Below are 14,738 nucleotides of genomic sequence, written 5' to 3' on the forward strand. Positions count from 1 at the left end.
AAACACAGTGTAGGGCGAGCCACCTCAAACACCGAGGCGGACATACGGTCTTACCTTTCATGGGGCCCGGAACAGCTAAAATTGGGACACCGCGTAATTGATTTAGCCACCCTCGTGCATGGTACGAAGTCGCTTTGGCGCTTCAATGCAGGAGGGTGACCGATGTAGATTTATGCAGGATTGGATGTGAGTGACAAGACGACGCACATTTGCGTGGTTGATGTCGAAGGCAGAGCTGTGCGGCGAGATATTGTCGCGAGCGATCCCGATGCGCTGGCCAAGTGGCTCAACCGGCACTGCCCAGATCTCGTGCGCGTGGTGCTCGAGACGGGTACGCTATCGACGTTTCTGTACCACGGATTGGTCGAACGTGGCGTCACGGTCGAGTGCATCTGTGCGCGGCATGTAAAGGGTGTCCTTTCCGCGCGGGTCAACAAAAGCGACGTCCACGATGCAGAAGGGCTCGCGCAACTGGCCCGGACTGGCTGGTACAAACGCGTCCACATGAAGGCATCAGCCACACACATCGATAGGGCAGCTCTACGCATCCGGTCGCAGCTGATCACAGCGCGGACATCGATGGCCAACCAGCTGCGTGGGCTCTTGAAACTGTTCGGCCTGCGCATCGGCACCGCCAGAACGCCCGGCCGACGTGCTGAACGCTTAACTGCCCTTTATACTCAGCGCCCAGATTTGAAGGCTTTATTCGCGCCGCTCATTGCATCGATGGAGGCCATTGAAGAACAGCTGCGCGCATCCAATCGGCTACTCAACGAACGGGCAAAGGCAGATGAGGTCTGCACCCGGCTGATGAGCGTCCCTGGCGTCGGACCGATTACCGCACTCACTTTTACCTCGACGATCGAAGATCCGCACCGCTTCGCCCGAAGCGATGATGTCGGCGCCTATGCAGGGCTCGTTCCCCGGCGTAGTCAATCGGGAGAGCGCGACACGAATGGCCATATCTCCAAGGCTGGCGACCCCATGCTGCGTAGGGCACTTTATGAAGCCGCCAACGTCGCTCTATCACAGGTGAAGCGGCCGTTCGCCTTCAGCAGTGGGGAAGGAAAATGGCCGAAGCCAAAGGCGCCAAGCGTGCCAGAACGGCCGTTGCACGGAAGCTCGCCGCATTACTTCATTCGCTTTGGTTGAACGAGACCGAGTTCCGCTGGGCCTGAGCCCTTCGCCACTCTTCCCGATCAGCCATGCACCGGACGATCTCGTCAGCTAAGTAGAGGGTCAAACCTCGCTTGGGACTCAGAGACGTCCACCTATTCCGCTCGGCCGCGATCATGAAGGCTCGGACAAAGTGCTACCTCAGCTGTCCGATGACCTCGAAGACAACCATTGGCGAACGGGAAAAAGGAAGAGCGATGCCAGAATCAATTAGACAACTTAGCCGTCGTTCCTAAATCGCATGCCAAATGACTGATATTGCCAGAAGCGGACACAAGCCCGCTCTGGAGCTTTGATGACGGCTATTCTAGGTCCGCTACCCGGAACCCGACATACAGAAACCTACCTCTTAGCCGTCATAGCGAGCGCTTGCTGACGAGGCGCGAGGCGGATCAGCCATACAGCCTATCTCGAACCGCGGCGCGAAAACGCCCGGCAAGGCCTCTTAGATCACCCGCGGCAGAATAGGCGGCGGGCACCACCAGCAACGTCAGGAACGTGGAAGTGGTCAAGCCGCCGATGATGATAAAGCCCATTGAGTTGCGCCACTCAGCGGCATCCGACTGAGCTAGCGCGACTGGCAGCATCCCGAATACCGCCGCCAACGCTGTCATCAGGACGGGCCGCAGGCGTTCGGGCGCTGCTTTGCGCATTGCCGAGGCCGGGTCCATGCCTGCGTCGCGATACTGGTTGGCAAGATCGACCAGAAGGATGCCGTTCTTCATCACGATCCCCATCAGTGCAATCATGCCGATCTGGGCAAACAGGCTCATTTCCTGCCTCCCTGCCCACATGAGAAAATAAGCGCCTGAAAATGAAAGCGGCGCGGTGAGCATGATGATGATCGGCTGCCCGAAACTGTTAAACTGGCTTGCCAGCACGATGTAGAGCGCCACGATTGCAAGGGCGAACGCGAAGACAATTGCCTCCCCTGTCTCGGCCAGTCTTCGCGCTGTGCCCTCGGTCCGGATCGAAAGTCCAGGCGGCGGCGGGTTGGACGCAAGGAGGTTCTCGACCTTCGTAACCGCGACGCTCAGCGCGACGCCGGGGGCTGTACTCGCCTGCACTGAAATCTGGCGCGATCGATCAATACGGTCGATCTCCGCGGCGCTTAATGCCACTTCGACATCGGCGATTGCTGCCAGATCGACGAGCGTGCCTTGACCGGTTCTGAGCGGCAGCGCCTGAACATCCGAGAGGTTCTGCCGGTTTATTTCGTCGAGGCGTACACGGACATCATAGCGCCGCCCGTCAGCTTGGAAGGTTCCCGCATCACTGCCTCCGATCAGCGTACGGGAGGCCGCGGCAAGGCTGCGCGCCGATATGCCGAGGTCCGCTGCGCGGTCACGATCAAGCACAATCTGCAATTCGGGTCGGCCGCCCTCATAGGTCGAGCGGACGTCGACGAAATCGGGCCGGGAAGCGAGTTCACCTTGCAGCCATTGGGCATAATCGTTGATCGCCGCTGTATCACTTCCGGTGATGATAAGCTCGATCGCAGCTTGCCCGACACCTCCGCCCGAAACCCATGGAACCTCCGCCACAGATACCTCGCGCGCTCCGGCGACACCTTTACTGAGGGCGTCGCGCGAAAAGGTCATCAAATCATCTTGCGACAGATCTCGGGTCCGCTTGGGGGTCAGCCCGACATAGATATCGATTTCGTTGACCTTGGGATTGCTGCCGCTTCCCGCGCTCGCAAACACCAGTTCGACTTCCGGGTTTTCGCGCAAGGCGACATCAGCTTGCTGGGCCGCTTCGCGCGCTCCGGCGATTCCCGTGCTTAGGGGCAGCTTGACCGTCGCGAGAAATTCCGACCGATCAGTGGTGGACATAAATGTGCTCGGCACAAGCCCGGCAAAAAATCCGCCGACAAGAACGCTCGCCAGAGCGCCAGCAAGCACCACATACCGCCTGCCAATGGCCCAGCTGACGAGTCGTTCGTAGCGAAGCCGCATCCCGACATGAAATCGCTCTATGCGCCCAAGCCAGCCATCTTCCGGATGTTCCGGGCGCAGCAATCGGGCAGACAGGGCCGGGGTCAACGTGAAGGCAACCAGCATCGAGACGCTGACAGAAAACACGATCGCCAGTCCATATTGGAAGAAGAAACGCCCGACGATGCCCTCCATGAAGGCGATGGGAACGAAGACCGCGAGCGTTGCAAATGTGCCTGCCAGCACCGCAAGCGCGACGCGCTTGGTTGCAGCATGTGCCGCCTGGGTTGGATCCACGCCGGCATCGACATCGTTCTGGATTGCCTCGACCACGACGATGGCATCATCCACCAACAAACCAATCGCCACAGTCAGCGCCAGCAAGGTGATCATGTTGATGGTGAAATCAAATGCGGCGAAAGCAACGAAGGTAGAAACGATCGAGGTCGGAATGGCGAGGAGAACGATGATCGTCGCGCGCCAGCTCAACAGGAACAGAAAGGTCACGGCGACTACCAGCAACACCGCGATGAAAAGATCGAACAGCACGTCGCCGATTGCCTGTTCGATGAAGCGCGATGTATCGCGGGCGATAACTAGGTCGACCCCATCCGGTGCGCTTGCGCTTATGTCCGCGATTGCCGCCCGGATCTGCTCGGCAACTGCAACGGTGTTTTCACCGCTCTGTTTGCGCACTTCGAGCACCACACCAGGCTTGCCATCAAGCTGCGCATAGCTGGTTTCATCTTCGACCGAATCTTCGACACGGCCGACATCGCCGATACGGACGGTCTGGCCATTCGGGCGATAGGCAATCGGAATCCTCGCGAACTCAGCTGCGCTCGCTGCTTCGGCAAGCGTGCGGATGCCGAATTGGCGTGTTCGCCCCTCCGTCACCAGTCTTCCGCCCGGAAGCTCTGCGTTTTCACGCTGGATTGCCGAGAGGACGTCGTCTGCCGTGATGCTGCGCGCGCGCATCGCGGACGCATCCAGCCAGATGCGCATTTCGCGCTCGCGCCCGCCAACCAGCTCGACCGAGCCGACCCCGGGCACGCGCTGCAACCGCTCCTTCACCTCCTCGTCCGCAAAGGTGGTCAGATCGCGGATCGGCATATCGCCAGACAAGAGCACCGACAGGATAGGCGCAGCATCTGGATCGACTTTCTCGATCACCGGCGGCTCGGCGTCAGCGGGCAGATCAGCGCCAAGCCGTGACATCTTGTCACGGACTTCCTGCGCCATGAGGTCGGCGTCTTGCTCGAGCTCGAATTCGAGATTGACGATGCTCACCCCTTCGGCGCTGACAGAACGCATCTGTCGCAGGCCCGCGATGGTGTTGAGCTGCTCTTCGACGATATCGGTGACTTCGGTCTCGATCGTCCTAGGCGACGCCCCAGGCAGCGTGGTGGTCACCGACACGTAGGGAAATTCGACTTCGGGAAACAGATCGACCCCGAGACGGCCGAAGGAAACAAGGCCAAGCACGACGAGCGAGACAATCAGCATCGTCGCAAAGACTGGACGCCGGATCGAAACATCGGCCAGCCACATATTACTTCTCGCTGGCCGTGCGGCGCGGCTTCACCTGCTCGCCGTCGCGCAAGGTTGCCGGAGGATCGATGATCACTTCCTCGCCTGCGGTTAGGCCCGACCGGATCCGCACCCTGTCGAGGTCGATACTGTCGAACCTGACCTCGCGGCGCTGAGCCTTGCCATCACGGATAATGAAAAGGTGGGCGGCGGAGCTGTCGCCGAGAATGGCTGTTCGGGGCAGAATGATGGCTGGTTCGGGCGGGATCTGGATCTCGGCTCGCGCTGCAAGGCCGGAGCTTATCCGGTAGTTGGGATTGGCGATCGGCAGCCGCAATTCGATCATCCGGCTTTCAGGGTCGACCCGGTCGTTGATGATGTAGACGATGCTATCGAACGGCGCGTCGAACCCTTCGATGAAAACGCGCGCTGGCATGTCTCGCCGCAGCATGTCGACATATTCCTGCGGCGCGTTGACAATCGCCGCGACGGTGCCGAGCTCCTGCAGTTGAAGAGCGGCCGACTGACCGCCTCCCGCGAAGCGATTGTTGAGATAGACCCCCTCATCAACGAGGCGCGCGGTTACGACGCCGTCATAAGGCGCGCGCGTAATCGTATCGCTCAGGGCCTGCTGCGTGGTGCCGAGTGCAGCAACAGCTTGCGCCTTTTGCGCGCGCGCAACGGCAAGCTGAGTCTCAACCGCATCGACCTGCGCTTTCGAAACGAAACCCTTCGGCGCAAGAGCTATCACGCGTTCATAGCGCCGTTCGGCTTCAATCGCTTGAGCGGTCGCAAGATCAACCGCAGCTTGTGCCTCAGCCACGTTCCGCTGATAGTCGGCTTGTCTGATGCGAAAGAGCGGCTGTCCGCGTGACACCCTGTCACCGACTTTCACAAAGATCCGTTCGACCGGGCCTTCGGTGAGCGCTCCGATTGCACTGCTTTGTTTGGCTGCGATAGTTCCGAACGCCTTCACGGGTTCATTGAGCAATTCGGTCCGGGCGATCGAGGTCTGAACCTCACGTTGGCCTTGCGGCGCCTCTTTGGCAGCCTGGTCATCAGTTTCGCCGCCTGAACAGGCAGACAGCAACAGGGCGACGGACACCAATGCGGGTACAAAGAGGCGAATTAGCATATATAGGCGCCCCTGCCGCTTGCCAGAAGTTTGTCGTCAGGCCCAAAAATGCGGGCTTCGGCGACACTGATCTGGCGTCCGGTTTTGACAACCTGTCCACGCGCAATGAGCGGGCCAGCGATCGCGGGCCGATGATAATCGATCCTGAGATCGGCCGTAGCCTTGGCCCGCGTGCCCAGCATAAGCAAAGTGTAAAGCCCGGTGAGATCGATCAGCGCTGCAAGCACGCCGCCATGCGCCGCGCCAAGCACAGGGTTGGAGATGATTTCCGCGCGCCAGGGCATCGTGAGTTCAAGCCCGTCTTCCGAGCAGGATTGGATTTTCAGGCCGAGCCATTGATGGAAGGGCGCAATGTCGAGCATGTCTTGCAAGCCCGCCCGGTCAAGCACCATTGGCTGTTCGCTCATTGCCCCGATCCTGTGGGATTATGGTGGCGATTCAGAAAGCCGAGGATCGCATTCGAAAATGCATCATTGGAATCGCCCACGACCATATGCGTGGCGTCTGCGATGTCGGTATACTCCGCATGGGGGGCGACCTGCTGCAGGTGTGCAACCGCTTCTTCGGAAACAAGATCGCTCGCCGCACCGCGAATGAGATGGAGCGGAAGTGTCAAGCTGGCCGCCGCCCTGCTGAGCTCCTGAAACTGATGCTCCTGATTATCGGGATTGGTCCGTTTGGCCGCCATGATGTTGCGGATGAACGCTGGATCCCAGTGCCAGTAAAAGCGGCCATCATCCTTTTGCCGGAGATAATGGCGCAGACCACCACCAGCGCCGCGCTTGCCGCGGTGTGGCATGTAGCGTGCGATAACCCCCGCCGCTTCATCAGGTGACGCAAAGCCGGTTTCGGCATGCTGTTCCATGAAGCCCACGACACGCATCACGCCGTCTGGCTCCATGCGCGGCGCGATATCCACCAATGTCAGCGATGCGAAGCTGCCTTGGGCAAGCTTTCCTTCTGCAAGAAGCCCCGCCAGTCCTCCAAGCGATGCACCGACCAATGCGGGCTTGCGGTTCATGCCGGATGCGACCGCGACAAGATCGGCCGCGAAGTCACGTATTTCATACGCCCCGGAATCCGACCATGCGCTGTCGCCATGGCCGCGCATGTCAAAGGCAATTGCGCAAAACCCGGCATCGGCAAGATCGCCCGTGACCCGCTTCCATGCTCTCCGGGTCTGCCCACCTCCATGAGCAAGCAAGACCGGCATCGCATCAAGCGCGCCGGTGATCTCGGCTGCGAGGTCGATGCCGTCGGCCCCCTTGATGCTGGCTGTTACGGTGTCCATAGCATTTTGCTATACTGTAAGGTGCCTTACAGTAAATATCTTTATTTTCGTATCGGGAAAGCTATGACCGGAGCATGGTAACGCACTCGGATCAGGCTGCCGATGAAGCTGAGACGAATTTTCTGACCGACACGGATCGGCTTGTCTTCCTGATGGAGGAGGTGACGCGCCGGCTGCGACGCACATTCGATACCTCCTTCGAACAATTCGGACTCACCCGAACTCAGTGGCGCGCTTTGGCATATCTTTATCGAACGCCTGGCATGACGCAGACCGAACTTGCCCGGGAGCTTGAGCTGGAACGAGCAAGCGTTGGTCAGGCCATTGACAGGCTTGAAGAACTGTCGCTCGTTGAGCGACGTAGCGCGGTGAACGACCGGCGCGTATGGCACATCCACCTTATGCCTGCTGCGGTTGAGCTGTTACCCAAGCTTAGAGCCGAGGCCGACGCGGTCTACGGACGCCTGCTTGCCGGAACGGACATTGATGAGCTGGACCGGTTAAGTGCGCTATTGGCCACGATGCAGGACAATTTGGATCGCAATTAGACGCGGACGAGCCTTGATATTTCCAAGGATTGGTCCGGGAATGTCGACGATCTACCCAGTCGCATTAGCCCACTGCCCTCTCATTGTTGCCGTTATCTGCAAGATCGATTGAAAGGGTTTCTCGACGGAAGCCTGGGGTCTAGAAGAGGCCCCCTAGCAGCCATTCCAACCCTTTCACGACATCCGTGACCCGAATCTATTGGGATCGCTGGGGCATGCGCACACGGCCGATCTGCTAATCTATGCGCGGTCTTATATCCCGTCAGCAAGCGGCATCTCTTTCGCCTTTGAATGACACCGGTTGCTTCCGAGGCAAAGGCCAGAAGATGAATAATCTAGGCTCAGGGCCCATTGAATTGCTTGCGTTGGAAGGGATCGGTTGATTCAATGGCGGCATTGAGGAGGTGCTGCTGTTGTCTGAAGTCTGGATGTTGAGCGAGGCGCAGATGCGCCGGATTGAGCCATATTTTCCGTTGTAGCACGGCATCCCGCGTGTGGATGATCGTCGGATCGTGAGCGGCATTATCTTCGTGATCAGGAACGGGCTGCGCTGGCGCGATGCGCCGACCGACTATGGGTCGCACAAGACCATCTACAACCGCTTCATCCGCTGGAGCCGCCTTGGCGGGTTCAACCGCATCTTCGCCGAGCTTGCCGCTAAGGGCGGAAAGCCCGATCAGTGGGACTGTCAGGATTTCCGTGTGTGGCCGGGCATAATGGGCAACAAGGAGTCCCACTATGTCACGACGCAAAGAACCTGCCATACCGAATGAGCTTCTCGATCAGCTTTTGGCGGGCGGCGCTGCCAGTGCCGCCTTCGAGCAGGGCGGTCTGCTCGATTCGCTGAAGAAGGCGCTGACAGAGCGTGCCCTGAATGCGGAGATGGATCACCACCTCGCTGGCGAAGACGGCGCCGGCAACATGCGCAACGGCTACGGTCGGAAGACGGTAATGACCGACACCGGCAAGTTGGCGATCGACGTGCCGCGCGATCGCCAGTCGAGCTTCGACCCGCAGTTGATCGCCAAGTATCAACGCCGCTTTCCCGGCTTCGACGACAAGATCGTGTCGATGTACGCGCGCGGCATGAGCACCCGCGAGATCACCAGGCACCTGCACGATCTATACGGCATCGACGTCTCACCCGATTTGATTAGCACGGTGACCGACGCCGTGCTCGATGAGGTCGCCACTTGGCAGCAGCGGCCGCTCGATCCGGTTTACCCGCTGGTCTTCTTCGACGCGATCCGGGTCAAGATCCGCGACGAGGGCATGGTGCGCAACAAGGCGATCCACATTGCGCTGGGCGTCCGCGCCGACGGCGCAAAGGAGGTGCTCGGCTTGTGGCTCGAGCAGAATGAGGGTGCCAAGTTCTGGCTTCGGGTGATGAACGAGCTTCGCAACCGTGGCGTTGAAGACATCCTGCTGGCCGTCGTTGACGGCCTGAAGGGCTTTCCCGATGCGATCACCGCAGTGTTCCCCGATGCGATCGTCCAGACCTGCATCGTTCACCTGCTGCGCAACTCGATGGACTTCGTCTCCTGGAAGGACCGAAAGAACCTCGCCAGCGCGCTCAAGGAGATTTACCGTGCCACCGACGCAGATGCCGCCGAAAAGGCGCTGACAGCATTTGAGGCTGGCCCTTGGGGGCAGCGCTATCCCGCCATCGGCCAGAGCTGGCGGCGCGCCTGGGGCGAGGTGATCCCGTTTTTTGCGTTCCCCGACGAGGTCCGCCGGATCATCTACACTACGAACGCCATCGAAGCTTTGAACTCGAAGCTCAGGCGGGCTGTCAGGGCCAGGGGACACTTCCCCAGCGACGAGGCCGCCACCAAGCTGCTCTACCTGATCTTGAATCGGTCGGAGAAAGAGTGGAAGATGCCACCACGTGAGTGGACCATGGCGAAGGCGCAATTTGCCGTGATCTTCGGCGAACGTTTCATCAGAGCCATGGCGGCCTGATGATCAACCGCCCGGCCGCACACGGAAATCCTGACAGTCCCGCATGGTCTTTCTTGGGCAAAGCCGTGCCGTCAATTATCAGCCAAGCGTCGTCGCCACCTACCAGCGCATCAGGCTGTCCTGAGAACTTCTCCTCCAGTGCCCCCGGCCCACAGGGCACCGCCGATAAATGGTGCAGCAAATCATATCTAATCCCCGGCCAGCGCATCGCCATCGGCTGTAAGCTTTTGCGCTCGCCGGAGCCGATCAGACCATCAAGATAGGCTGGGCACACCCGTCCATCTGCACCCAAGGATCAGCGCCGCACATCGGTGTGGATCTTTGGCGCCACCTGCCCGGCGGAAGGCAAGGCCGCCGGGGTGGTCATGCCCTATTGCAACAGTGAGGCCATGAGCCTGCACCTGAAGGAGATATTCCGCCACGTCGTCCCTGGGGCACACGCTGTCATCACCCTCGATCAGGCCGGGTGCCACGGCTCGGCCGCGCTAGTGGGACAGTCCAACATCACGCTCATGTCGCTGCCGCCGCGCTGCCCCAAGCTCAATCCGGTCAAGAGCCTGTGGCAGTTCATGCGCGACAACTGGCTGTCGAACAGGGTCTTTTAATCCTACGACGACATCGTCGACCAATTCTGCTTCGCCCAGAACAGCCTCATCAATGAGCCATGGAGCATCATGTCCATCGGAATGCGACAGTCGGCACATAGGTCGTGATCAATACGTGTTGGTGTAACAGCCACACAAAAAGCGCAAGCCACTCCGCAAAGTCGTCCCGCCAAGTATCCGCTACCGCCAGCCTCCACGCGCTGGCCACATTGAACCATAATAAACGACCCTTGGAAGTCCAAAAAGCACTTCTGCCAAAGTAATTCTAGGTGACGAACTCAATTCGTCTTGGCTTGGTTCTCGTTTTGCCAAAGAGCCAGAACGGACCGCAACGCGGTTACGAATGCCAGTGGCTGGTCGAGCATCAGGTGGTGGCGGGCTTCAGGCACGGCGATTATCGGAATCTCACCTCCACCCAGTTCGCGAACATATTCGGCTGATTCCGGTGTAAAGAGCTGGCTCAAGCCGCCGTGCACGATAGCCTTTCGGCCCGGTGCCTGCACCAGGCGCTCGCCCATTGTGAGCCATTCGTCGGGCTTGTTGCTCCTCCGAAAGACCTCGGTCGTGAACTTCCAAGTCCACTCGTCTCCATCCTGCCGCAGGGAGTGATAGGCCATGTAGTCCAGCAGGAATGGCGCGCCGACCGGCTGGGGCGGGGAAAGGATGTACCGCTGGCGCGCCGCTTCATAGTTGGGATAGCGCTTGCTGGGCTTGTCCGGATCGCCAGAACCTGGGCTGGACCGGCTGAGGTTCCAGTACTCGTCCAGGAGAGCAGGCCGCATGATCATGAGATCGCAAACCACCACTCCGGCAAAGGTCCCGGGCGATTGGGTCACGGCTGTCAGGGCCGCTCCCGATCCGAAGCTGTGCGCGATAATCGTCGGCTTTTGGCCATCCGCAAACATATTCAGCGCCTCGGCAATCTCGCGAAACTCGCCCCCCCTTGCCAAGAGGTCGGCGCGCCCGCGCATCTCGCTGTCGCCCATGCCGGCCAGATCAAACGCTACCACATCATAGTCTTCGGCAAGAAACGGTGCAATGAAGGCGAAGCAGCGCGCATGGGCGAGAAAGCCATGCGTCATAAGCACCTTGGGCTTGCCCGGGTGACCCCAGCGAAAATAGTGCGCCTTGGCCCCATCGATTTCCACATAACCCTCTTCGCGCGGCACCTTGAGGGCCGACACGAACCATTCGGGCAGATGCGAACCGTCACCAGCCCAAATCGGGTCGATGTCGGTCGGAAAATCTTCGATTCTCACCATCTCATTCATCAGGTTACGCAGTCCTTGTTCGCTGGTGTGCTGGCGGTAAAGCCGCGGTAGGCATCGCGCGCCACTTGGTCGCAAATCGCGGCATAGGCCGACATGCTTGGGAAATTGATTAGCTGGCGCTTCTTGCCCGGGATGTTCGCGCCCATGTACCAGGAGTCCGCTTCGGGAAAGAGCGTCATCGCGCCAGCTTGGGCGACCATTTCGGTCCAGCCATCTTCGGCTTGCGGTTGAGCGTCGAAAAGGAAGAACCCGTTGCTTCGCAGCCAGACCATGAAGTCGCAGATCCAGTCGCCCTGCATTTCCGCGCTTGTCGGCCCATTGGAAAAGCCCGAGGGGCTGAGGGGACCGTAAGCGAACAACATATTGGGGAAACCCGATACCGCCATTCCCAGATAGGCGCGCAAGCCGTGTTGCCAGGCCTGCGAAAGTGATTGGCCGCCTCTGCCGGTGATGTTCATGTCGATCAACCCGCCCCGCCCGGCGTCGAAGCCGGTGGCAAAAACGATCAAATCGCATTCGACCTCGCCGTCTTCGGTCGTGATTGCGTGCGGCGCGACACGGGTGATCGGATTTGCCTTCAGATCAACCAGCGCAACATTGTCCTGCGCGAAAATCTCGTAATATCCCTGTTCGAGCGAAGGCCGCTTCGTGCCGAACGGATGCGGCGGTTCGGATGGGGCGAGTTTCTCGGCCAGATCGGGATCGGCGATCCTCGCGCGAACCTTGTCGCGCCAGAAATCGTAGGCGTGGCGGTTGGCTTCGCGATTGGTAAGAATGTCAGCGAAATTGTGATACCAGAACCTCAATCCGCCCCGCTGCCACAGATCTTCGAAGTGCGCATTGCGCTCTTCTTCGCCAACTTCGAGCGCCGACACCTCAAGCGACTGGTATTCAAAGCCAGCGCTCGTATGCCGACGCTGTTCGAAATAGGCGGGATAGCCATACTTTTCGCGCTCCTGATCTTCCCTCGTCAGCCGCTCCTGCCGCATCGGCAGGGCCAGGATCGGAGTTCTTTGAAAAATTATCAGCGCCTCCGCACGTTTGGCCGCTTCCTGGGCGACCTGCACTCCGCTCGCTCCGGTTCCGATCAGGGCAACTTTGCGCCCATCCAGATCAATACCCTCCTGCGGCCAGCGCGCCGTATGGCACCATTCACCCTCGAAATCCTCAATGCCCGGAATGTCGGGGATATATGGCTTCGACGCGAAACCGAGGGCTGGGAGCAGGAAGCGCGCCTTTATGGTTTCATCGCCCTCAAGCTGTAGATTCCATAGTCCCGGCCCTGTTTCAAAATCGGCGCTTTCGACCCTCGAGCCCATCCGCATCAGCGGCCAAAGTTTCAGCGTATCGCAGACATGGCGGAAATAGGCCCTAAGTTCTGCCCAGCCGGGAAAGCGCTCACTCCAGGTCCATGGCCGCCACACTTCGGGGATCGAGAATTCATAGAGCGGAATCTGCGAATCCACGCGTGCGCCGGGATAGCAATTCCAGTGCCAGATGCCGCCCGCATTGGCCGCAGCATCGACCGGCAGCACGTTGAACCCGGCGTCCCGCAACTTGTGGAGTAGGTAGATCCCGCTGAAGCCGGCACCGACGATCACCGCGTCGTAATCGGGCGAAGTCTGGGTCGTCATGATGCGGCAGTCAGGCTCTCGGCAATTGCCTTCGCCGTTGCATAGTCGGCCTTGCCGTTCGATGCGCGCAGGGGGGTATTCGTTGGATATATTGCCTTCGGCGTCTTGTAGCCTGCCAACTGCCCCCGCACATGATCCTTGACGGCTTGCTCGTCGAACGGGGCGGTGCCGCTGAGGTGGACGACAGCGGTAACGGCTTGGCCCCATTTTTCGTTTGGCACGCCCACGACCAGCGCGTCACCAATGGCGGGATGGGTCTTGAGAATCTCCTCGACTTCCTCAGGGTAAACTTTCTCGCCAGCAGTGTTGATGCACACGCTGCCACGGCCCAGCAAGGTCAGGCTGCCATCGGCCTCAACCGTGCACCAGTCGCCGGGAATCGAATAGCGAACCCCATCGATTGTACGGAACGTTTTGGCGGATTTCTCGGGATCCTTGTAATAACCCGCCGGGATCGCCCCGGCGAGAGCGATAAATCCCGGTACGCCGCTTCCCGGCGTCACTTTCTGGTCGTTTTCGTCAAAGACATCGCAGAATTCGCCAATCGCAAATTTCGCGGTGTTGGTGCCCCCTTGCGCGGTTGTGATGGAGCGGCCGAAGCCGAGCCCTTCGGAAGCGCCGAAGCTGTCCATCAGCACCACCTGGGGGATATGCTTGCACAGCCCAGCCTTGACTTCCTTGCTCCACATCACGCCGGATGAAACGATGGTAACGAGGCTGCTGGTATCCCAGCGGCCGGGATTCTCGTCCAGCGCATGCAGCATCGGCTTGGCAAATGCATCGCCCACAATTGCGATGCTTTGCACCTTGTGCTTATCGACTGTTTCCCACAATTCCGTCGCATCGAAGGACGGGTCTGCAAGTGTAACGATGGCGCCGCCCGACATAAGTGTGCCGATCGCGGTGATGAAGCCGGTCCCGTGCATCATCGGGCAGGAGGGCACAGTGCGGTTGCCGGGCCCTTGACTTGTGATCAACGCGACGTGCTCTTCGAGTGTCTGAGGAACGGGGGCGAGCAGCTTCTGGGCCTCGAGCTGTGCTTTGCGCATTTGGTCGTGATGCCACATCACGCCCTTGGGCATGCCGGTCGTGCCGCCGGTATAGATGAAGAGCTGATCTTCGGGTGAGCGCAAGATGCCGAGCGCCGATCCGTCGCCTTCTTGCGCGAATGTCTCGTAAGGGATCGCAAAAGGCGCGATTTGCGACGCCTCGCCAATTTCCACAAAGGTGTGAACCTTCTCGAGCCGGTCCTTGAGCTCGACGATACAGTCGCGGAATTCCGAGCTGTAGACAATTACTTCGCTGTCGGAATCGTCAAAGATATAAAAGACCTCCTCGGCGACATAGCGGTAGTTGATGTTCACATGGATCAAGCGCCCCTTAAAGCAGGCTGCCATCAACTCGCCATATTCTGGGCGGTTGCGCATATAAAAGGCGACCTTTGCGCGATCGCCAGCTCCGCGTTGACGCAGCGCGCGGGCGACATTGTTCGAACGCGCGGACATTTCAGGCCAGGTAATGATCCGGTCACCGTGGATCAGGGCCGGCGCATCCTTTGGCATGACAGGCTCGAAAGCGTCGAGAATGTCGCCGAGATTCCAGTCGGTCACATTAGTTCTCCTCTCCGAACGGGGCGGCGGCTTTAGCGC

11 protein-coding genes and 2 pseudogenes are annotated in these 14,738 nt (G+C 59.6%); 5 read left to right on the forward strand and 8 right to left on the reverse strand.

All coding sequences use genetic code 11. The annotated features are described in order from the left end of the window. Positions 1 to 180 precede the first annotated feature (180 nt). Positions 181 to 1,152, forward strand: a complete 972-nt coding sequence (locus tag AX708_RS13020; RefSeq protein WP_067490211.1) for an IS110 family transposase — start codon at positions 181 to 183, stop codon at positions 1,150 to 1,152. A 416-nt stretch (positions 1,153 to 1,568) separates the two neighbouring features. Here the strand turns inward: AX708_RS13020 and AX708_RS13025 are convergent, their stop codons facing one another. The 4 genes from AX708_RS13025 to AX708_RS13040 are packed head-to-tail and all read right to left on the reverse strand — an operon-like array spanning position 1,569 to position 7,069. Beyond that, positions 1,569 to 4,664, reverse strand: coding sequence for an efflux RND transporter permease subunit (locus AX708_RS13025; RefSeq protein ID WP_066525524.1), 3,096 nt, complete (start codon positions 4,662 to 4,664; stop codon positions 1,569 to 1,571). Between the two features lies 1 nt (position 4,665). Next, positions 4,666 to 5,778, reverse strand: coding sequence for an efflux RND transporter periplasmic adaptor subunit (locus tag AX708_RS13030; protein ID WP_082744284.1), 1,113 nt, complete (start codon positions 5,776 to 5,778; stop codon positions 4,666 to 4,668). Continuing rightward, the gene (locus AX708_RS13035) at positions 5,772 to 6,185 is read right to left on the reverse strand and encodes a hotdog fold thioesterase (protein WP_066525529.1); all 414 of its coding nucleotides are present in this window, start codon (positions 6,183 to 6,185) and stop codon (positions 5,772 to 5,774) included. The genes AX708_RS13030 and AX708_RS13035 overlap by 7 nt, the downstream gene beginning before the upstream one ends. Further along, a complete protein-coding gene (locus tag AX708_RS13040) occupies positions 6,182 to 7,069 on the reverse strand; it encodes an alpha/beta fold hydrolase (protein ID WP_066525531.1) in 888 nt (295 codons plus the stop codon). Before AX708_RS13040 ends, AX708_RS13035 begins: the two co-directional genes overlap by 4 nt. Before the next feature lie 74 nt (positions 7,070 to 7,143). On the opposite strand from AX708_RS13040, the gene AX708_RS13045 reads away from it, so the two are divergent. The 3 genes and pseudogenes from AX708_RS13045 (at position 7,144) to AX708_RS13055 (ending at position 9,579) form a co-directional block, all read left to right on the forward strand. Next, positions 7,144 to 7,617, forward strand: coding sequence for a MarR family winged helix-turn-helix transcriptional regulator (locus tag AX708_RS13045; RefSeq protein WP_066525537.1), 474 nt, complete (start codon positions 7,144 to 7,146; stop codon positions 7,615 to 7,617). A gap of 428 nt (positions 7,618 to 8,045) precedes the next feature. Further along, positions 8,046 to 8,288 (forward strand): annotated as a pseudogene (locus AX708_RS20520) (transposase); the annotation flags it as partial. A gap of 67 nt (positions 8,289 to 8,355) precedes the next feature. Beyond that, positions 8,356 to 9,579, forward strand: coding sequence for an IS256-like element ISSpwi2 family transposase (locus AX708_RS13055; protein ID WP_014082638.1), 1,224 nt, complete (start codon positions 8,356 to 8,358; stop codon positions 9,577 to 9,579). Here the strand turns inward: AX708_RS13055 and AX708_RS19980 are convergent. Beyond that, entirely contained in the window at positions 9,560 to 9,853 is a 294-nt protein-coding gene (locus tag AX708_RS19980) for a transposase (protein ID WP_233999660.1), read from the reverse strand. The genes AX708_RS13055 and AX708_RS19980 overlap by 20 nt on opposite strands. On the opposite strand from AX708_RS19980, the pseudogene AX708_RS13060 reads away from it, so the two are divergent. Continuing rightward, positions 9,852 to 10,292 (forward strand): annotated as a pseudogene (locus tag AX708_RS13060) (transposase); the annotation flags it as partial. The gene AX708_RS19980 and the pseudogene AX708_RS13060 sit on opposite strands and share 2 nt — an antisense overlap. Before the next feature lie 170 nt (positions 10,293 to 10,462). On the opposite strand, the gene AX708_RS13065 reads toward AX708_RS13060, so the two are convergent. From AX708_RS13065 to AX708_RS13075, 3 genes are read right to left on the reverse strand one after another with little or no spacing between them, the layout of a single operon-like run. Further along, entirely contained in the window at positions 10,463 to 11,455 is a 993-nt protein-coding gene (locus AX708_RS13065; protein WP_066525545.1) for an alpha/beta fold hydrolase, read from the reverse strand. Continuing rightward, the gene (locus AX708_RS13070) at positions 11,455 to 13,089 is read right to left on the reverse strand and encodes an NAD(P)/FAD-dependent oxidoreductase (protein ID WP_066525549.1); all 1,635 of its coding nucleotides are present in this window, start codon (positions 13,087 to 13,089) and stop codon (positions 11,455 to 11,457) included. Before AX708_RS13070 ends, AX708_RS13065 begins: the two co-directional genes overlap by 1 nt. After that, positions 13,086 to 14,699 carry an acyl-CoA synthetase gene (locus tag AX708_RS13075; RefSeq protein WP_082745405.1) on the reverse strand — a complete coding sequence of 538 codons (1,614 nt, stop codon included), beginning with the start codon at positions 14,697 to 14,699 and terminating at the stop codon, positions 13,086 to 13,088. Before AX708_RS13075 ends, AX708_RS13070 begins: the two co-directional genes overlap by 4 nt. Between the last annotated feature and the right edge of the window lie 39 nt (positions 14,700 to 14,738).

It is taken from the genome of Erythrobacter sp. CCH5-A1 (assembly GCF_001557115.1).
In the GTDB taxonomy this organism is placed as follows: domain Bacteria; phylum Pseudomonadota; class Alphaproteobacteria; order Sphingomonadales; family Sphingomonadaceae; genus Erythrobacter.

Excerpts from the sequence above, each read along its gene's own strand:
- AX708_RS13025 (WP_066525524.1), bottom strand. The coding sequence starts at position 4,664 with ATGTGGCTGGCCGATGTTTCGATCCGGCGTCCAGTCTTTGCGACGATG.
- AX708_RS13030 (WP_082744284.1), bottom strand. The coding sequence starts at position 5,778 with ATGCTAATTCGCCTCTTTGTACCCGCATTGGTGTCCGTCGCCCTGTTG.
- AX708_RS13035 (WP_066525529.1), bottom strand. The coding sequence starts at position 6,185 with ATGAGCGAACAGCCAATGGTGCTTGACCGGGCGGGCTTGCAAGACATG.
- AX708_RS13040 (WP_066525531.1), bottom strand. The coding sequence starts at position 7,069 with ATGGACACCGTAACAGCCAGCATCAAGGGGGCCGACGGCATCGACCTC.
- AX708_RS13045 (WP_066525537.1), top strand. The coding sequence starts at position 7,144 with ATGGTAACGCACTCGGATCAGGCTGCCGATGAAGCTGAGACGAATTTT.
- AX708_RS13055 (WP_014082638.1), top strand. The coding sequence starts at position 8,356 with ATGTCACGACGCAAAGAACCTGCCATACCGAATGAGCTTCTCGATCAG.
- AX708_RS13065 (WP_066525545.1), bottom strand. The coding sequence starts at position 11,455 with ATGAATGAGATGGTGAGAATCGAAGATTTTCCGACCGACATCGACCCG.
- AX708_RS13070 (WP_066525549.1), bottom strand. The coding sequence starts at position 13,089 with ATGACGACCCAGACTTCGCCCGATTACGACGCGGTGATCGTCGGTGCC.